We start from the raw sequence: 20,138 nt of genomic DNA, 5'->3' as shown, positions 1-20,138 counted from the left end.
AAAAAAAGCACCGAAAGGTGCTTTTTTTGATCGCGTGTCTTTTAAAGGAATAGCGTTATCCCGTTTTCTGAACTTTGCCTTCTTTGAGTGCTTGAAGAACGGCGGTCTTGGAGCCATCTGCCACAATGCTACCTTGTTCAATAACGATAATACGGTCAACGATATCGAGCATACCTGTTTTGTGTGTATTGATAATTAACGTTTCGTCTCTACGTAACGAGCCCAATTGCTGTTTGATGTATTGTTCTGAACGGTTATCCATCGCACTAGTGGGTTCATCCATCATTAATACAGGTGGCCGACCGAGCATTGCTCTTGCTAACGCGATAGCTTGACGCTGGCCGCCAGACAATTGATTGCCGCCTTCACCAACCTGACGTTCTAAGCCAGCGGGATCCCGTTGAGTAAAGGTGGTCACACCGGCACGATTGGCTGCATCCAAAATGTCTCTGTCATCAGCTAACGGGCGTCCAAGGGTGATGTTGTCGCGAATGGAACCAAAGAACAGAACTGGGTCTTGAGGAACACAGCCTATATTGCGTCGTATGTCGATATTGTGGATTTGGCTGATGTCTGTGTCATCTATCCTTACAGAACCCTCTGTGGGAAGATACAGACCCATTAACAAGCGGCTTAGCGTTGTCTTACCTGAGCCGATACGACCGATGATTGCGACTTTCTCACCAGGTAATATGCTTATTGAGATATCCCGCAGTGCAGCAACCTCTGAATTGGGATAATTGAAATTCACACGATCAAATTCAATCTTGCCTCTGATAATCGGACGGTGAATATAACGTTTTCCTTCTTCTTGCTCTGAGGGCATTTCCATCAACTGACTGATGATCGCCATTGCGGATCTTGCTTGGTTGTAACGGGTTGATAGCAAGGACAGCTGAACCAATGGACCTACAGCGCGTGAGCTCAGCATAGTCGCCGCAATCAAACCACCCATGGTGAGGTCACCATTGGCAATCAGATATACACCAAAAACAATCATGGCAACGCTGACAAACTGTTGAATAAAGCCTGCCGCATTCTGTATGGAGTCTGTCAGTCTTCGGGTTTTGATGCCCCAGTTAGCCATGTGTGCAACCGCTTCCTCCCAGCGGTATTGAAACTGGCTTTCAGCACCGAACAATTTGATGGTTTCGAGGCCAGCAAGGCTCTCAATCAAATTTGCGTTTTTTTGAGACGAAAGGCGAGACCCTTCTTCAATGGTATGACGCAGTGGTTTTTGAATGATCATGGCATGCACCATCAACACCAGTACTGCGAATATGGGTACAGCAACCAATGGTCCTGCCACTATCCAGATAATAAACAGAAAGAAGAATGCAAAGGGTAGGTCGATTAACGCCGACACGGACGCTGAGGTGAAGAAATCCCGTATCGATTCAAACTCCTGCATGTGTCGGGCAAATGCACCAACGGAAGGCGGACGCGCCTCCATACGAATCCCCATCACTTTTTGGAAAATGCGTGCAGAAATGAGCAGGTCCGATTTTTTACCAGAGATATCGATGAAGTAACTACGTAGCATCTTGAGTACTAAATCGAAGATGAATATGACGAACACACCGCTGGCTAAAACCCAGAGGGATTCAAATGCGAGATTAGGGACAATTTTGTCATAGACGATACGAGAGAAAAGCGGTGTCGCAATGGCAAAGGTGTTAATGAAAACCGACGCGATAAGAACGTCTCTGTATATCGATTTTGATTCCCAAAGCGTACTCCAAAACCAGTGCCCAGTGCGTTCTTTTAATATTTCAGGAGAGCGTTCGTCATATCTAAATCGCTTTTTGAGTAAGAATACTCGGCCAAGGTATTCTTCCTCAAGATCTGAAATTTGGACGACATTAGATGTGGTTTCAGTATGAGGGGCGACAATTTCGGCTTCCCCTTTTTTTTGGTCAATGCCGAGTAACACGCAAGCTTCGTTGCCTTTGAGCAATAAAACGCAAGGGCAAAGAAGTGATGATAAATCGGCAAGTTCCATTCTTGTTTCTTTGGCATCGATTCCAGCGCGCTCTGCCGCACGCGGAAACAAAAATGGCGACAAATAACCATCTGAAATCGGCAAGCCTGAAACTAAGGCATCAGGCGAGTTGGACTGACCGAAGTAACGGCTGACGTAAACCAAAGATTGCAAGAGCGGGTCTTTAACCATGATTCTCTACTTTCTTCTCGAAGATGAAGCCTTGGAAACCGCTAACAAACAGCTCTGAAAGCTTGTTGAGCTGCGCTTCTGTTTCCACACGAGTTGCAATGGTGGTTATGTTCAAGTTATGCGCAGTCCTGCAAATTGATGCTAGTACATGGCTTTGTGCTTCATCGTCAAGATTGCTGGTATAGGCAAAGTCTATCTTCACGTAAGAAGGCTTGAACTTGTTAAGGTAATCGAGTGACTGGAAATTCCGGCCGTAGTTATCGACACCAAATCCAAAATTGAAGCGATGCGCTTGCTCCGTTAGCAAGCTGACGTGATCAGGAAAGCGGACGAATACGCTTTCAGGAATTTCAAAAAACAGGCGACCCGCCAAATTACGGTGCTTTTGCATCGCCGTGCTCATCCAACGAATAAATGAGGCATTGGTGACACTGTTTTGGGTTAAGTTGATGGCGATCGGGCCAAGCGCTGGGTCATCAATTAGGCGCTCAATCATGTGATTCACAACATAGCGGTCAAATGATTCACCCAATTCTAATTGCTCGACGGCCCCCAAGAAGTGCGCTGCACCATAGTAATCTTGCCCTTTTTCTATCGCAGAAAAGACTTCCTGATGGATAACATTTTGGTCGCTTGTCGAAGCGGATTGAAATTTGAATACAAACCACTCGTGTGCGATGGCATCCAAAATCAGGGATTTCCATTGCTGTTTACCCATGGATGAATCGTTTGCAGTTTGATCTATCATCGAAATTGGATGATTCGGGGAATTTCGCGCTTGTGTAAGGGCGTTATCTGCTTGTGCAAGCAGGACACTTGGATCGCGGTTGACGGAGTTATTTACCGCAAGACCTATCGCCACCTTCGGAGGGCTGATACCCATTGGGTCGTGTTGCATGTCATTGACGATGGCCAAAAGACTTTCACCAATGATCATCAATTCTTCACTGCTGCAATTGGGTGCGAGAATAACAAATTCGTCTTTTGATATGCGTGACGCAGTGACATCTGCATCGCTAATCGTCGTATTCAGCTTTTTAGAAAACTGAGTCACGATCATATCACCTTGCTCAAATCCTTGGTTTTGATAGGTGTCACTGATTAAATCGACTTTGGCCATGACTAAGCCGCCCACTGCCGATTCCGTCAACCACGATTTCAACTGGCCCACGAAGAAGCTTCGGTTGCCTAGTCCTGAGACTGTATCTCGATAAGCATGCTCACGCAGCCTGTCCGCTTCTTTTGCCTGTTGGTCAAAATAGGCTTCTAACTGACTACTCATTTGGTTGATGGCTTTCACTACGGTTCTAAGTTCAGTGGTTGGAGGCAGTGGTATTGGGTCTCCGAACTTATTGCGAGCAATTTCTTTGGCACGGTCAGTGATCGTTGCGAGAGGCCGCAATGAACGACTGAGCTGGACAGCAATGATCAGCATCGCTGCGACAAATAATGCGCCAATCCATACACCAAGCTGGATAGTTGAATGCCACATCTCACGATAAGCATAGCCAGGGTGGGACACGACTTTTACCTCGGCAAGCTGAAGCCAACCGCTAGTAAATGTCCGCTCTTCGGTTATCACGGGGAAGAGGTCGAGAGCGATATACCAATTAGGTACCCCTTCAACAGTCACTGGATAGTTACGAATAATTTCGCTGCCGTCAGAGAGCATTTTGAGGCGAACTTCTTGATAGAAACCCCCATCAAACAAGGCATTAATGACGGACTCAGTGGCAACTTTGTCGTCGTCTTCTAGGTACGGTGCGAGCGCGAGCCCCATCGAATTGATTGTGTTGTTTACCTCAGCTGATTGCTGAGTCAGCAGGAAGTTACGAGTGGTGTTTAGTTCAATGCCCGTCACCGCTAAAATAAGCAGGAAGAAGATTGCCAACATCCATGTAAACAATTGCCGGTACAAAGTCATAGACGTTTATCCATCATAGTTTTTTATCGGTTTATTCAGCTTTACAGTACCCATTCGAGCTCTTAGATCGTTCCACAATCCCAAGCGTGATGATTTACCTGCAAGCTCACCTTTACCGCGTTCTTTCATAAGCCATAGCCTGCTACCGTTGAAACTGTAAACTGGGAGCAGATCTCGTCGTTTCGACGCCATTTTAATTTCAGGATCAATATTATCGAGCAAAACCGGCTCTGATGAGGCTGTCGGGTAATAAGCAACAACCATGTGAAATTGGTTGAGCTTAATGGCTTTTACGTAAACAAGCCTGAGCTTCTTGTCATCTATCCCAAGCTCTCTCAATGTAAAGTATTTAGCGATGCTAAAGTCTTCACAATCACCCGCCGCGCTACCCAAAAACTCGAGTGGCGTAGCCCAATAGTCCTTCTTTCCCCAGAGGTCGATATCGTTGACAAAATAGAGTTGGTTGAAAAAGTTGTTAACAGCAGCGAGCTTCTCTTTTTCTGAGAGGTTTGCTGAGTTAGCAACAACATTTCGCCACGCTGTCACACGTTTTCCAGCTCTATCGCCATAAAAATTTGCCACTTTCTCGATCCATTGAGAATCGGAGTCACTCAGCGCAAATGTCATGATCGACGGCAGAAGGAACAATAAAAATAGCGTCGCCCGCTTACGCATTAGGCGACCTCAAAAACTATTGTTCCCTTCGGGTAAAGATGGTCCATGCTTCTTTAATATCTCCTTTCAATCCTTTAACCCGGCCAACGACACGGCGATTAACGAGTTGCGTTGTTTCCGTATTGTCAGCGAGCATTAAGTCGCCTTCACCAAGACCAAGAATGGTGATGCGTTTGGCGTCTACGCCTCTTTCAATAAGTTGTGCTTGTACAGCTTCGGCACGCCGGACAGATAAAGCTGAATTGTAGTCATCCGACCCAATCGAGCTGGTATGTCCTTGAAGTTCAAGAGAGGTTTCAGGATAAAGCTTAAGGAATTCCGTCATTTTGTCCAGCGCTTCTAGGTAAGCAGTTTCGACAATTGCAGCGTCGTTAGCAAACTGAATTCTTAGCGAATTGTCACTTTCATGTAAAAGGTATGTTGGACAGCCGTCATTGTCGATAACAGCAATGTTTGGTGTGTCATCGCATAAGTCGCGAGCATTGATGACGCCATCGTTATCGGCATCAAGTAAATCTGAACGTTGCTCAGCGAGGGGAGGCGCGTCAGCGGATAAAGAGCAACCGCTGATGGCCAAAAGAATGCTGCTGAAAAGCAAAACGTGTTTCATGAATCAACCTTCTTTATCTATGACAGGTTCAAGCCATTCCTCGGGTACATCAATGCGTAGGGCGTCGAGTAAACTGCCCGTGCTGTTGAGTACGCGGTACTTGGCAGTGATATATGCGTAGTGAGCGTCTAGGTATGAGCGACGAGCCTCGAACAGTTCGTTCTCGGTGTTCAACAGATCGAGCAATGTTCTTCGGCCAATCCGAAACTGCTTTTCATAAGCGATCACGGTTTCAGATGCCGCATCAACATGTTGTGCTAGATACTTCTTCTGTTGCTCGGTAAGCTCATAGGCGCTCCACGCAAGACGGGTACTTTCGCCTAAAAGGCGAGACGCATTGTCGAATACGTCTTTGGACTTGTTAAGTTGGTAAGCGCTGCGACGAACATTTGAAAGGTCGCTACCGCCGTTGTAAATGTTAAAACGTAAACGCAACATTGCGCTGAATTCATTGACATCCTCTTCTACACCGTTGGCGTCGTTACTCCAATTTTGGCTAGCTTCAAAGGAGAGTGTCGGATAAAGGTTACCTTTGTTTTGTCTGTACTGTGCTCTTGCTGCATCGATATCGTAGGTTGCTAGTCTGATCACCGGATTTGTTGCATACGCAATCTCTAGGGCTTCAGCTTGGCTAGAAGGCATAAATAGGGTATCGACTTCCGGATCGACGGGTGATTCTAACGAAACACCAACGAGGCGGAAAAATTCAGTATGTGCGTCATCAAGATTACTTTTCGCCGCCAGCATGTTGGTAATTGAACGAGCAACACGGGCCTGTACCTGAGAGAGATCGGCGGTAGAGCCAATGCCTGATTCTGCACGTCGTTCGATATCCGACAGCATCTTCTCATGCACTACGACGTTAGCTTTAGACAGCGACAATAGTTGTTTAGCAAGCAATACGGCGACATAGGCTTCGGTGACTCTCAATGACTTATCTTGGGCATCGGAGAGAAGTTGATAGCGCTGCGCTTCAGCTTCAAACTCTGTGCGCTCTATATTATTGAGCGTTTTACTATCCCAAATGAGCTGCGTCAGGCTGATATTTGCATCTTTACGGTTGAAGTCTTTCTCTCCCGATGCTTGGGTGGAGCTGTTGTCGATGTGTTCGAAACCATAACCCGCATTGACATTGATATCGGGTAAGTATTCTCCTTGAGCGGAGTCAATGTCTTCACGATTACTCATAAAGTCATTAAAGGCACTTTTCAATTCCGGATCGGTGGCAATGGTCGTCGCTACGGCTTGTTCGACAGACATTGACCATGCAGGTGTACACAGCGCACTGATGGCTGAAGCGATAAGTAACTTTTTCCAATTCAAAACACATTCCCCTATAAATGACCGAAATATCAGTCCAACAGTTTTCTGATCAGCTTATTCTCGAAGTGCTGATTTCTGAGCTTGTAATATTGGTTTTAGTAGGTAGTCAAGAACGCTGCGCTTTCCTGTAATGATGTCTGTTGATGCCGTCATGCCAGGTATGATAGGCAGTTCTTTCCCATCTCCGATGTTGTTTGATTCGGTGCGAATTTTTACCAGATAAAAGCTGTTGCCTTCTTCATCCTGAATTGTATCTGCACTGATGGTTTCAAGGATGCCAGTGAGGCCACCATATACCGTGAAGTCATAAGCACTGAATTTTACGATGGCTTCTAACCCCGGACGCAGAAAAGCAATATCTTGCGGGGCAATTTTGGCTTCAATCAAAAGGTTGTCTTCACTGGGGACGATTTCCACTAAATCCATGCCAGGTTGAATAACGCCGCCAACGGTATTGACGTGGAGCTTTTTAATAGTGCCATCAACGGGACTTAGCACCACGGTGCGTTCCACTCTGTCAGCCAGCGTGACACGGGTTTCGGTCATCGCGAGTAACTTGTCTTCTACGTCGTTCAAGCGATCTTGCTGCTCACCACGGAATTTCAACGCGACGTCAATGTGCTTGAATACCATTTCCTGCAATGAAGATGATAAAGAGGGCACGGAAAGCTCTGCAGATGAAAGCTCTCTTTTGGTGTCATTCACTTGTCGTTGTAGTTTTAATAAATCGATTTGAGGAACGACCCCTTCATCGGCAAGCGGTTTGGTTATGTTGTATTCCTCTCGGGCGTAGCTATAGCTTTGTTTGAGGTTTTGAACCCGCGCTTTTACTTCAATCAGTTCTTGTTCTTTTTGTCGTATTTGTTGAGACGTCACTGAGAGCTGATTCTGCAAATTATTGAGTTTATCTCTGTATTCAGCGCGTTGACGAGACACCACTGAGCGGTGTTCTTCGATAAAAACTGGATCAAATTCGAGCGGCGTCCGGGGAAGGGTAACGGCTTGTAGCCAGTTGCCAATATCAGTATTGGGATCGACAACTACCGAATCAACCAGTGCTCGCAGTGTCACTGAATCGCCTCGCAAACTGGTTAACTCTTGGACACGCTCACGAAAATCTGAGCGGAACATAGTGTCATCAATCAACAGCAGCTGTTGCCCTTTGGTGACGACATCACCTTCTCGGATCAGTAACTCTTTGACTAAACCCCCTTCGAGGTTTTGAACCACTTGCAGTTGAGATGAAGGGATCACCTTACCCTGGCCGACAGTGACCTTGTCTAATTCAGCGAATGACGCCCAAAAGACACTGATGGAAAGAAATAGCACGATCACCCACAGCAGAACTCTTGCGCTTCTTGGTGTAGAGAGCAAAAGTGCGGCTGTTTTGTCGTCAATGTAATCAAGGTGTTCACTGGCTGGCAGTCTAGACCCAGACTGATCGCGTTTTGTCATTGTTTTACCAACTATAAAATCAACGAAACTTACTATGTAAGAGTAGTTTATCTATTAGATTCTCACTAATTTGAATCAGTCTACCGACTGTGACTCGTCTCAATACTCTTATGAATGAGAATATTGGAATCAATGTTGATCACAGTAAAAATGCGGGATGTAGAGGAATTGAAGGGGTGAACTCAACCCTTGAAGTTTTCTTTGTCTAGATGATGTTTTTTGAGCTTTTCGTATAGGGTTTTTCGCGCAAGTCCAAGTTCTGTTTGCACTTCTTTGAGCATGCCGTTGTGTCGATTGAGAGAATCAAAAAGTATTGCTCTTTCAACTTTTTGCATTCGCTCGCCCAGTGAGTCGTGTTCTTTTTCATGTTCGCTGCGGCTATCGTTTTCTAGTGATTGCTCACCCATCAATACCCAACGCTCTGCAAAGGTTCTGAGTTCGCGTACATTGCCATTCCAACGATGGTTCATGATCATGGTTTTGTGTTCTAGATCTAAATTCGGTGGGGCAATACCGAAACGCGAAGCTGTGGTTCGGAAAAAATTCTGGCAGAGCGTAATGATATCATCTCCTCGCTCTCTCAATGGTGGGAAGTGCAAAGTGGTCATGGATATAGAATCAAATAGAGGGGGAGAAAACATGTTTTGCTTTGTGCTATTAAGCAGATCAACCCTTGTTGATGCGATAATTCGAGGTCGAGATGACGAAGATAGTAAGGCGCTTATTTTGTCTTGCATACTTGGGGTGAGTGCCTCGATCCCATCGAGAAACAAGGTGCCTTTTCCTGCCGCGGCAATTTTACTGTTTTTGTAGGTGGATAAAGCAGTGAATGCGCTCTGCTCTGTGCCAAACAATTCGATTTCCATCAAGGCTTCGGGTATTTGTCGGCATTTGAATGAGAGGAAGGGTTCATCTTGTCGATTGCCATGATCGTGAAGAAATCGTGCAGCAAGCTCTTTTCCGGTGCCTCTTTCGCCTTGTAACAACACATCCCCTGATTGGTCTTTTAAATGGAATATTGAACGCCTAAGTTGTTTTATCAACTCGCAGTTACCAAGAATACGCGGGCCGGGTGCACTTTGGGTTTCGAGTTCACGTTTTAACTCGCGGTTTTCCATCACCAGGCGGCGTTTTTCGATACCACGGCGCAGCACATCTAGCAGGTGATCCGTTGAAAAAGGCTTTTCGAGGAAGTCATAAGCGCCCTTTCGCATGGCGGAAACGGCAGTAGAGATATCACCATGCCCCGTTAACATGACAACCGACAGTTCTGGATCGACGGACTGCGCTTTAGTTAGAAAGCTCATGCCATCCATGATAGGCATGTTGATGTCAGACACTATGACGCCTTCGAAGGAACTGTTGAGTTGGCTCAATGCCTCGGTGGCAGAGGAAAAGGTACGCGATTGGAACCCTTCAATTTCCAAGGTTTGACTCAATGCTTCTCGGATAGATCGTTCGTCATCGATAATCCATATTTCGTGCGTCATATTGGCGTATCCCCATCGTAAAGCCGTTGCAGGTTGACAATAAACTCAGCGCCACCAGAAGTATGGTCTCGCACTTGTAAACTGCCGCCAAATCCTTCGACGATTCGACGACAAATGGTGAGACCTAAGCCCAGCCCTTCTTTTTTGGTGGTATAGAAGGGCGCAAATATCTGCTTCTTCGTGTTGTTATCCATCCCCGGGCCATTGTCCCAAACGTGCAGTGACACGCGATCGAGGTGAGTTTCGACGGTAATGCCAATCTGCGCAGAAGCTGTGCTGGCGACCGATTGGGACGCATTACTTAGTAGGTTAAGAACCACTTGTTCAAGCTGGACGGTATCGGCATTCACTCGAAGACCTTCTTCTGGCACATTGCATTTGATGTGAATACCATTTTTATTGAAGCTCGCTTCTGAAAGTTGGATTGATGCCATCACCACATCGTCTATAGAGGCTCGAGATTTGCTGCTTTCGTTTTGTTTGCGGGCAAAGATTTTAAATCGCGCCACAATCTCCGCAACGAGCCCTATCAGATCATTTAACGTGGTTAAATTACTATTGACGGCGTCATAGCGTTCTTTTTGCATCAACTTGAGGCTGTTTTCAGTGTAAGTACGCATGGCTGCCAGAGGTTGGTTGATTTCGTGATTAATGCTGGCGGACATTTCTCCCAGCATGGCAAGCTTGGCGGCTTGAATGAGTTCTGACTCGGTTTGGCGCAACGCTTGTTGCGTCTCTTCGTATTGTTGAATACTCAGACGAAGCGCAGAGTTGGTTTCTTCGAGAGTTGCTGTGCGAGAAGCCACTTTTTGCTCTAGTTCATCATTGAGAATAGCGAGTTTTCTTTGTGTTTTAAGCGTTTGCAGCCAAGCGGTGATCACCAATATCAGCAGCGCATAGAAAGTCGCAAAAAGCAGCGTTGCTTGAATGACCACCGGCCAAATATTGCTAGTAGGGATAAAACCATAGATCCGCCATCCTGCGCTTCCCAGGTCGGTACTTGAGAGCAAAACGCTTTCTCTGTCTTGGGCCATAATGCCTAAAGACAGGTCTGACAAAGGCTTGGTTTCTTCTATGTCTTGATAGTCAGTTAGGTTACTGAGCGCCGAGTCGCCGTAGCGACGCGATGCGCGAATTGCATTTTTTTGATTTTCAGTGAGTATCGACAAGGATTGATAGAGCCATTCGTCACGAGAGCTATAAAACACAACACCTAGAGGGTCTGCGATCAGGTAATCAAACTTCTGTTGATCCCAGATACGATCAATGATTGAGAGATCGACTTTGAGCGTCAGTACGCCAGTGATTGTGACGCCATCCCATATTGGGTATGAAAAGTAATAGCCACGCTTATCTGATACCACGCCCAAAGCGTAGTATCGCCCTTTATTACCTTCAATAGCTTGCTGATAGTAAGGACGATAATTGTAGTTGTGACCGACGAAGCTTCCTTCTTCTTGATAATTACTTGAGGCGATGGTTAGCCCGTTACGATCCATCACATAGATGACATCGCTATTTAGGCGTGCATTCCAATCAGCCAGTAATTGGTTCGTGTTGGTGAGAAGACGTGTGCTTTTCGGGACTCGCAACATGCGTTTCAACCGTGGATCGGCAGAGAGAACAACGGGAATTTCACTGTATCTAGCCAATTCCGCCGCGAGTTTCTCTTGCAACTGATACACATCTGTTTTGATGTCGCTATCAAAACGCTTTTCGATGGAATAGTAAGTGAGAACAGCGACGAGAGAAGTCAAAAGCACACCAATGACAGTCACTATTGAAATAAAGAAACGTCGGCGCATAGCATCCCTGATAAATGACGGTTATAAATGGGCGAGTGGACCAGCGTGGCGTTTATGGACCTTACAAACGCGACCAAGACTTAAAGCCATGAAATTCGCTTGAGAAAAGCGTCCAGCCACCTCAAAATGACGAAAACAGAACTCGGAGCACCACAATGGATTTGTATGATATTCGAAGAGAATATAACCAAGGCGGATTGAGACGCAAAGACCTGCCTGAAAACCCTGTTCAATTCTTTGAACATTGGCTCAAACAAGCCATTGAAGCGAAGCTTCCTGACCCTACAGCAATGACGGTTGCCACGGTTGATGAAAACGGTCAGCCTTTTCAACGTATTGTGCTGCTAAAGCATGTGGATGATGGCGGCTTTGTGTTTTATACCAACCTTGGTAGCCGTAAAGCGAAGCAGTTGGCTGATAACGCGCGTATCAGCTTACATTTTCCATGGCACCCGTTGGAGCGTCAGGTACACATTACCGGAACGGCAGAAAAGTTGAGCAAGCTTGAGGTGATGAAGTACTTTCTTGCTCGCCCAAAAGAGAGCCAGCTTGCTGCATGGGCGAGCCGTCAGAGTGAACGCATTACTGCGCGTACCGCACTTGAAAGCAAATACATGGAGCTGAAACAGCAGTTTGAGAAGGGTGAAGTACCGGTACCCACTTTTTGGGGCGGTTTTCGCGTTAAGCCTTCTTCGGTTGAATTTTGGCAAGGCGGTGAGCACCGCCTGCATGACAGGTTTATCTACCAAGAAGAAAATGAGGGTGATTGGGAGATAGAGCGTCTTGCTCCGTAATTGCCTTGCCGTTTAGAAACCTATTTTGAAAAAGCAGCGTAAGCTGCTTTTTTGTCACTGTCTCTCTATTTTCCCTTTTATGCTCTCCTATTCAGAAGTGGTTCATTCTGATATCACCAATGCCATTTGCTGCCTCAGCAAGGTGTCAGGAATACAGGATCCAATGCCTAATTCAAGGGCTTTATCGACTAACTCGGTTTTACTCGAAGCGCCCAGTTTGATCCTGAGATTTGCAAAGTGATTTTCGACCGTTTTTACTGATACGCCCAATATCTTGGCAATGGACTGCGGTTTCTTGCCATAAAGGTGAAGAAAAAGCACCTCTGATTCTCGGGGCGTGAGCGGAGGTTGATGACAATGTTCACTCTCCTTCGTCGGTGGGCAGGGTGGCTCATGCCCTATCGCTTTACATATCCATTGCCCAACTTCCAACATCGCGCTGTTATTCACTGCTTGTCCATGAAATAGAATGCCTTTGATCTGTCCGTTATCGCTATACCACGGCACTTTGGTAAAGATATGGGCTCGCCATTGACCGTCTGGATAAGGATGAACGTTAAGGACACGCATGCAACGCCCTGATTTCATTACCTGTATGTCTTGTTGTTGGAAGATCTTTGCATAAGCAGATAACGGCTGAGACATATCGAAATCTGTTTTTCCGACGAGTGCCTCCGGTGATATCGCGCCGACAAGCTCGGAAAATTCTTTGTTAACGTGCACAAACGTAGAGTCGGTGTTTTTACATCCCCAGCAGCCAGGCATTTGTTCGAAGATGGCATTAAGAGGAGGGAGAGGAGATATTTTCATAACACGATTAGGTGGATACCTTAACTTGCAGTGTATTGTAAGTGTTTACAATTTTTTGTGACTGTATCATATTTTGGACGATTTAGGCGAAAAAAAACCGGCTCGTAGGGAGCCGGTAAAGACAAGAGTTTTGCTCATAAGAGCATCGTCCTGTTCGACGTGTAGAAGAGACCATCAACTCTCGAGTATCTGGGTAAATGTATCGAGAATAAATGGGTCACCGAGGTAAATTCAGTGATGAAACAGCATCATACTGCAATATGTGCTGTTCAGTTATTACTATACGCAGATGCTAGAAAGTCGGGCAGGGGGGGAATGTACTAGTTTTCGATTTATTGACGAGATTGTTTTTTATTGGGGATGTAGATCCCGGTTTGTATGTCTTGTGTTCTATGCATTTTCTGTGATTTTAAATTACCAAAGAAAAAGCCCGTCACGTGATGTGACGGGCTTTAAAAGAACTGAGCAGGAAAACGGTGGTTAAACTAGATGTTTCTTACCACACGGAACCCTAAATAGTTGGCACTTAAATCAGATTTCAGCTCTAAACGTTCAGCAACACGAGCACTGCTTGGTGAAAAGCTCCAAGCTCCGCCGCGTGCAACGGGGGCCTGACTTTCCGCCCATTCCCAAACGTTACCTGCGGTATCGTAAATACCGAAAGGATTAGCAGGAAAACTGGCTACTGGTGACGTACTTTTGTTTGACCAAGTGGTTCCGCTCCAGCCCGTATTGGCATTACCAACACCGATGTCGTTACCCCACCAAAAGTCTGACGCACTGCCTGCACGAGCAGCGACTTCCCACTGTACTTCTGAAGGCAATGTATAGTCGAAACCTGTTTGCTTGCTTAACCATTTTGAATAAGCCAGTGCATCGTCTCGGGTAATGCAAACCACAGGCGCGTTATCAGCTTGTTCAAAGCCTGGCTTGCGCCAGTTATGGTTCAATAGTTGTTTCGGTTCGCCGTTTACTAGGGATGTACAGCCCTGACCTTCTTCAGCTTCTGTCACATAGCCGGTTGTAGCAACAAACTCACCAAATTGTTTCACTGTTACAGGCGTAGCAGCAATGGAGAAAGGTTGGTCGACAAGCACAGGTTGTTTCGCTTCAAAACCTACGTTGTATTGGCCTGCACCAATAACCACCATTTTCGGTGCTTGACGATTGTTCGAGAGTTTGTCAGCGAATTGCTTTCCCGGTTTAGGACGGTTCTCCTGCTCTCTTAAGCTCGCCCAAACGACAGAATCTTTGTTCATGTACATTTGACGGCTATACGCTTCGAACCCTGGCTTTTCGACAGTCAGCTGGTGCTGGCCTGCTGGAAGCATGATTTCTACCGGAGTAGAACCATAAGTGACGCCATTGATCGTAACGTTATCTTCAAAGCGATTTGAGCGGATTTTTACGTTCACCCAGCGTTTAGCTTGCTGCTTTGGCGAAGCCTTGGCAGAAGTGAATGATTTCTCAACACAATAGCGCTCAGCAAAATCGAGTAGCTTACAGGAAGCATTCTCGTCAGGCTGGCTACGCATTTCAGCTTGCATACGGGTGATATAACGGTTGTTTCCACTAAAGCCGCTATCTACCACGTTACTGTTCATCACATGAATGTTGAACGAGACACGGTTGGCATTGAGCTTGGCGGTAGAAGATTCCGTTACTTTATCTAAGACGTGTGATTGGAAAGTGTTGACCGCTTTTTGCATCGTCAGGGTTTTGCCCTGATTCGAACATGCTGCCAGCGTCATCGACTCGCTACACGTAATGGTATGCACGACTTCGATAGTATCGGCAAACGTCAATTCTTGACGAAGACGTTTCACGCGCGCTTCTTTTTTCGATTCTTGCAAATTGTCGAGTGCGCTTACCAACAGTTGTTTCTGGCGGTTTTCACCTTCAACAATACGTGTTTGTTCAGCGACAACTTGATCATTTTGAAGCGTCGATGTTTGATTTTCTTTTACAGCTTTCCATGCTGATTGATAATCATTTTTATACTGCGTGAGGTCAGTATCCGGATTTTCGATTAGGCGACGGAATTGTTCATCAAGACGCTCTTGCGCCATTGTCCGTCTCTTCTCTAGTTCAATCGCTTTACTTGCTAATGACTCTCGTTCTGCGAGCAAAGCATCCAGTTTATCTCTTTGCGTCTGGAGGTTTTCAGCGTGTAAGCCTATTTCACTTCTTTTATCAGCTAGCTTCTGCTCCAGAGCAACGACCGGATCATTGGTTGCTACATTGGTGTCATTGGCAAGCGATTGACCACTAAGAAGTATCGGCGATAACGCGAATACCAACGCGGTGATGCGATTACTTTTCATATGTCCCTTGCTTATTCTCAGAATTTCAATAGAAAAGCTTTGTCCCAAATAGCTAGATTAACACGTATGTGCTATTTAGCTCGTCCATGTTACTCATTATTTGATGCTTATCGTTATTAATCAATCTCTATCTTTTGATTAATAGCTCAGTAATTTTTACCCTTATTTAGATTAAGCCATAAATAGAGGGTGATGCTCACTTAATGATGGATAGAATAAGGTAATTATTGACGCATAATTATTATTTGGCGTCATAATTTTGACGTTTTGGGAAATAATGTTAATTCCGCGGGATGCTTAACGTGAATATGAAAAACGAAGGATCTTTTTCATCGGAACGATGATCATGGATTGATCATGACAAGAAAGTATCGAAAGCATGATCAAGCGATGTATTTACCCCTAAATTCAATTTTAATTAATTTAAGTTGTTGTTTTTAAAGTTATTGTTGGTTTTTCCCTATTTGGTCTTTGATTCGTGAACTTGAATGCCACTGAGATCTACAGCCAAATTTTGTTGAGATCATGCACAAAATCACAATCCAAATGACATTGCCCGTAGTTTGACCATCTCTTGATCATCTTTCCGTAGCGATTTTACTTCTTGTTTTCAGGGATAGCGTGGCAGAATAGAAGCAGTTAAGTCATCTATCATTATCCTATGGCATCTGAATTGAAGCACTCGCAAGTCATGGCATTACCCAACCATCCGTCGTTGCATGCGCACGACTACCGTCAGGTAGTGATTGGGTTGCAAGGCCAAACAGAGTTTGAGCTTTCTGGGCGCGGCAGTCTTGTCGGGCCGGGTCAAGGTTGCCTGGTGTCTGAGTCCGAGCTTCATGCGTTCTCTGGGCGTGGTCACAACGAGATTTTGGTGATCAACTTGCCAGATGCGGTGCTGATGGGTGAGCTGAGCATGAAACAGAAGGTCGATACCTTGTTTCAGCGCGACGCGTATTTTCAACTGGATAGCCAAGCGCAGGTATTAGTGAAAGCGTTGACAGCTGAAATGGTCGCCAATCCCGATGACCTTATATTGGGTAGAGCCTGCGCGGATACCTTACTTTGCGTCATGGAGCGACACTTTCGTGACCAGCTTGCACCGCGCCGCCAGGGTCATCGGCTTAACATGGATATTATCGACCTTTATATCCGTCAACATATCAGCCGTAAGATCAGTGTGGCGCAAATGGCAGGCTCGGTATTCCTGGCAGAAAGTCAGTTCCATCAGCTATTTAAAGCCCAAGTGGGCATGACGCCGCATCAGTACGTGCTGAAAAAACGCTTTGACCTTGCACAAGAACTGCTTTGTACCAGCGAACTCAATCTTACCCAGATATCAGACAGCTGTGGGTTCTCCTCCCAGAGCGGCTTTACCTCTGCATTCTCCCGATACTTTGGCACATCGCCATCTCGCTTCCGCCAACAACACTGATCTAAATCATTAGATATGAAATAAATTGTTATGCCTTGATAAAGGCAGTGGTTCTCTGTTTGTTAATCATCGGAGTTTTTTGCAATAATGCCGCAGAATTTTGAAAGACTCCCCGTCATATCACACCTAGAATCGGTCGCTAATCTAACATATTAGTAACATTTACCACTGCCTCGTGGTTTCAAGGAGAGAGGAATCTGCTTATGTTGAAAGCGACCGATGTGTTGGTGCCAAGCTATCTTGAGCAACCATCGAAAGATCTGTGGCCGGCTATTTCTGCCCACTACTGCGTGGACGAAAGTACGCTACTTGAATCATTGATTCCGTTGGCAACGCCATCGGCGCAGGAACGCAGTGAAGCAGAAGCACGTGCCACTGAGCTTATTGAGCGGGTGCGTGCAGATAAAAAAGCGGTGCAGATGATTGATGCGCTGCTCCTAGAATACAGTCTGGACACCCGAGAAGGCATTTTGCTGATGTGTTTGGCCGAAGCCTTGATGCGAGTGCCGGATAAGAAAACCGCAGATGCATTGATCCGTGACAAGTTAGGCGTGGCGGATTGGAAGGCCCATCTTAAAGGCTCTGACTCGTTATTTGTTAATGCCTCAACGTGGGGTCTGATGTTGACGGGGAAAGTCGTCAATTTGGATGAACGCGAGGAAGGCGGTCCCAGTAAGGTGATAAACCGCTTTGTGAACAAGATGTCTGAGCCAGTGATCCGCCAGGCTATGCATCAAGCAATGAAAGTGATGGGACACCAGTTTGTGCTGGGTCGTAACATCAATGAAGCGCTGGATAATGGCAAGCCACTGCGTCAAAAAGGTTTTTCATACTCTTTTGACATGCTTGGCGAAGCTGCGCTGACCACGCAAGATGCGCAGAAATATCTGAATGACTACATGCAGGCGATTGAAACAGTCGCACAGCATCTTCAAGTGGGTGGCGCACCGACGCCATCGGTTTCGATTAAACTCTCTGCGCTCCACCCGCGTTATGAAGTGGCCAATGAAGATCGCGTTCTGAGCGAGATGTTTGACACTGTGCTGGGGTTGCTCAAACGCGCTCGTGAGCTAAATGTTGCGATCACGATTGATGCAGAAGAAGCGGATCGCCTTGAGCTGTCGCTAAAACTGTTCGAAAAACTGTTCACCCATGAAGACATCAAAGGGTGGGGACAGTTTGGTCTGGTTGTTCAGGCGTACTCAAAACGTGCTCTCCCTGTCATCGTTTGGCTTGCCGCTCTAGCTCGCGAAAACAACACCAAGATCCCGATGCGCTTGGTCAAAGGGGCGTATTGGGACAGCGAAATTAAGCTGTCACAGCAAAACGGCTTACCGGGCTACCCGGTCTACACCCGCAAAGAGGGTACGGATGTTGCGTATCTTGCTTGTGCCCGGTTTCTCCTGTCTCAGCACGTTAGTGGCCTAATTTTCCCGCAATTTGCTAGCCATAACGCCCAAACCGTTGCAGCGATTCATGCCATGGCTTGCCATGATGATTATGAATTCCAGCGTCTTCATGGCATGGGCGATGCGCTTTATGCCCATGCACACGCCATGTTTGGCCAATCTGTCCGTATCTACGCACCTGTAGGCAGTCACAAAGACCTTCTGCCGTATCTCGTTCGTCGCTTGCTCGAAAATGGCGCTAACAGTTCGTTTGTTCACCGTTTGGTCGATGCACGTTGCCCAGTCAGTGACTTGACGTCGCATCCTGTCGACATGCTGGCATCACGCCCAACGCTTCATAACCCACGTATTCCTATGCCGAATGAGATTTTCGGTGAATCGCGCAGGAACTCAAAGGGCGTCGCTATCGACATTGAAAGCGAATGGCAAACGTTTGATGCCAGTGTTCAACGCTTCATGGCCACGCAATGGCAGGCCGGCCCTATTATCAATGGCGAACGCTTGTTAGGTGGTGAGCACAACGTGGTCGCGCCTTATGATCATCGCATTGACGTCGGCGTTATTCGTTGGGCGAATGCCCATGATGTTGATACTGCACTTTCTGTTGCTGCTGACAACACAGAAGCTTGGCGTACCTTGCCGACGGCAGAAAGAGGTAAGTACCTACTTCTACTTGCGGACAAGCTGGAAGAGAACTTGGGCGAGTTGGTCGCGCTTTGTCACCGTGAAGCGGGTAAAACCATTCATGACAGCATTGATGAAGTGCGCGAAGCGGTCGATTTTCTCCGTTACTACCCAGTGCAAGCCGAGCAAGTGATAAGCGATCTCCAAACCTTTACGCGCTTTGATGGCAAGACGGCGATACTCCGTCGTGAAGGCCGAGGTGTTTTTACCTGCATTAGCCCTTGGAACTTTCCGCTAGCCATATTTATCGGTCAAATTTCAGCGGCCTTGGTAACGGGGAATACCGTCGTGGCCAAGCCCGCAGAGCAAACGTCGTTGATTGCATTCCGCACCATTGAATTACTGCTGGAAACGGGCATACCGAAAGGCGTGATCCACCTGCTTCCGGGCAGTGGCGCAGTGGTAGGTAGTGCATTGACGGGTGATGATCGCATTGCGGGGGTTGCTTTCACGGGCTCAACGCCAACCGCGCAGCGCATTAACCAAACGCTGGCTTCTCGTCACGCGCTTCCGGTGCCATTTATCGCAGAGACGGGCGGGCAAAATGCCATGATCGTGGACAGCACTGCATTGCCAGAGCAGGTGACTCGAGATGTGATTCGTTCAGCATTTGCTTCTGCAGGGCAGCGTTGCTCCGCCCTTCGTGTGTTGTATGTCCAACAAGACGTCGCTGATCGCGTGATTGGTTTGATTAAGGGCGCGATGGCAGAAATGCGGGTAGGTTTACCTTATCTGCATTCCACCGATGTCGGTCCAGTGATTGACGAATTAGCGCAGCAAAAGCTGCAAAATCACGTTAATGAGCTATTTAAAACCAGCAACTTCATCGCTAAAGCGCCGATGGGCAGTGAAACGCGTATAGGCACTTACATTGCTCCCGTGGCCTTTGAAATCAACAGTATTACACAGCTGACTCAAGAGCACTTTGGCCCGATTCTCCATGTGGTGCGTTATCACGCTGATCATCTTGATCGTGTGATTGATGACATTAATCATGCAGGCTTTGGGTTGACGCTGGGTGTGCACAGCCGCAACGAAAACACCTATCGGCATATTGAATCACGCGCAAAAGTGGGTAACTGCTACATCAACCGTGACCAAGTTGGCGCGGTGGTTGGCGTGCAACCCTTTGGTGGACAAGGCCTATCAGGCACGGGTCCGAAAGCGGGTGGTCCGCACTATCTCTACCGCTTCACCAAAGAGGAGGTTGTGGCATGAGCAAGGTTC

13 protein-coding genes are annotated in these 20,138 nt (G+C 46.7%); 3 read left to right on the top strand and 10 right to left on the bottom strand.

Annotated features, from left to right (window positions below; translation table 11 throughout):
* Positions 1 to 55: 55 nt before the first annotated feature.
* The 8 genes from ACED36_RS08150 to ACED36_RS08115 all read right to left on the bottom strand — a co-directional run bounded on the left by ACED36_RS08150 (position 56) and on the right by ACED36_RS08115 (position 11,455).
* Positions 56 to 2,173 carry a type I secretion system permease/ATPase gene (locus ACED36_RS08150; protein WP_016959919.1) on the bottom strand — a complete coding sequence of 706 codons (2,118 nt, stop codon included), beginning with the start codon at positions 2,171 to 2,173 and terminating at the stop codon, positions 56 to 58.
* Positions 2,166 to 4,097 carry an EAL domain-containing protein gene (locus ACED36_RS08145; RefSeq protein ID WP_016959918.1) on the bottom strand — a complete coding sequence of 644 codons (1,932 nt, stop codon included), beginning with the start codon at positions 4,095 to 4,097 and terminating at the stop codon, positions 2,166 to 2,168. The genes ACED36_RS08150 and ACED36_RS08145 overlap by 8 nt, the downstream gene beginning before the upstream one ends.
* A 6-nt stretch (positions 4,098 to 4,103) precedes the next feature.
* Positions 4,104 to 4,772, bottom strand: coding sequence for a transglutaminase-like cysteine peptidase (locus ACED36_RS08140; protein WP_017003071.1), 669 nt, complete (start codon positions 4,770 to 4,772; stop codon positions 4,104 to 4,106).
* 16 nt (positions 4,773 to 4,788) lie between these two features.
* Entirely contained in the window at positions 4,789 to 5,382 is a 594-nt protein-coding gene (locus ACED36_RS08135; protein WP_017003070.1) for an OmpA family protein, read from the bottom strand.
* A gap of 3 nt (positions 5,383 to 5,385) precedes the next feature.
* Complete coding sequence (locus tag ACED36_RS08130; protein ID WP_017003069.1) at positions 5,386 to 6,705, bottom strand: TolC family outer membrane protein; 1,320 nt, start codon at positions 6,703 to 6,705, stop codon at positions 5,386 to 5,388.
* A gap of 54 nt (positions 6,706 to 6,759) precedes the next feature.
* Positions 6,760 to 8,160 (bottom strand): HlyD family type I secretion periplasmic adaptor subunit, encoded by a 1,401-nt coding sequence (locus ACED36_RS08125; RefSeq protein WP_017003068.1) that lies wholly within the window; start codon positions 8,158 to 8,160, stop codon positions 6,760 to 6,762.
* A gap of 182 nt (positions 8,161 to 8,342) precedes the next feature.
* Positions 8,343 to 9,650: a sigma-54 dependent transcriptional regulator gene (locus ACED36_RS08120; protein WP_017003067.1), complete on the bottom strand. Its 1,308-nt coding sequence runs from the start codon at positions 9,648 to 9,650 to the stop codon at positions 8,343 to 8,345.
* Positions 9,647 to 11,455 carry an ATP-binding protein gene (locus tag ACED36_RS08115; protein ID WP_017003066.1) on the bottom strand — a complete coding sequence of 603 codons (1,809 nt, stop codon included), beginning with the start codon at positions 11,453 to 11,455 and terminating at the stop codon, positions 9,647 to 9,649. The genes ACED36_RS08120 and ACED36_RS08115 overlap by 4 nt, the downstream gene beginning before the upstream one ends.
* Positions 11,456 to 11,610: 155 nt before the next feature.
* On the opposite strand from ACED36_RS08115, the gene pdxH reads away from it, so the two are divergent.
* A complete protein-coding gene (gene pdxH / locus ACED36_RS08110; protein ID WP_016959911.1) occupies positions 11,611 to 12,249 on the top strand; it encodes a pyridoxamine 5'-phosphate oxidase in 639 nt (212 codons plus the stop codon).
* Positions 12,250 to 12,351: 102 nt separating this feature from the next.
* Here the strand turns inward: pdxH and ACED36_RS08105 are convergent, their stop codons facing one another.
* Both ACED36_RS08105 and ACED36_RS08100 read right to left on the bottom strand, forming a co-directional pair.
* Positions 12,352 to 13,059: a PAS domain-containing protein gene (locus ACED36_RS08105; protein WP_371733077.1), complete on the bottom strand. Its 708-nt coding sequence runs from the start codon at positions 13,057 to 13,059 to the stop codon at positions 12,352 to 12,354.
* A 485-nt stretch (positions 13,060 to 13,544) separates the two neighbouring features.
* Positions 13,545 to 15,383, bottom strand: a complete 1,839-nt coding sequence (locus ACED36_RS08100; RefSeq protein WP_371733076.1) for an SUMF1/EgtB/PvdO family nonheme iron enzyme — start codon at positions 15,381 to 15,383, stop codon at positions 13,545 to 13,547.
* Positions 15,384 to 16,044: 661 nt separating this feature from the next.
* Here ACED36_RS08100 and ACED36_RS08095 point away from each other — a divergent pair.
* Together ACED36_RS08095 and putA are read left to right on the top strand one after the other, a co-directional pair.
* Positions 16,045 to 16,818 carry an AraC family transcriptional regulator gene (locus ACED36_RS08095; protein ID WP_017006808.1) on the top strand — a complete coding sequence of 258 codons (774 nt, stop codon included), beginning with the start codon at positions 16,045 to 16,047 and terminating at the stop codon, positions 16,816 to 16,818.
* Between the two features lie 203 nt (positions 16,819 to 17,021).
* Positions 17,022 to 20,129 carry a bifunctional proline dehydrogenase/L-glutamate gamma-semialdehyde dehydrogenase PutA gene (gene putA, locus ACED36_RS08090; RefSeq protein WP_371733075.1) on the top strand — a complete coding sequence of 1,036 codons (3,108 nt, stop codon included), beginning with the start codon at positions 17,022 to 17,024 and terminating at the stop codon, positions 20,127 to 20,129.
* The last annotated feature ends 9 nt before the right edge of the window (positions 20,130 to 20,138 follow it).

Source organism: Enterovibrio sp. FF113 (genome assembly GCF_041439165.1).
GTDB classification, from domain to species: domain Bacteria; phylum Pseudomonadota; class Gammaproteobacteria; order Enterobacterales; family Vibrionaceae; genus Enterovibrio; species Enterovibrio norvegicus_A.
This window is presented reverse-complemented; position numbering and strand designations above follow the sequence as displayed.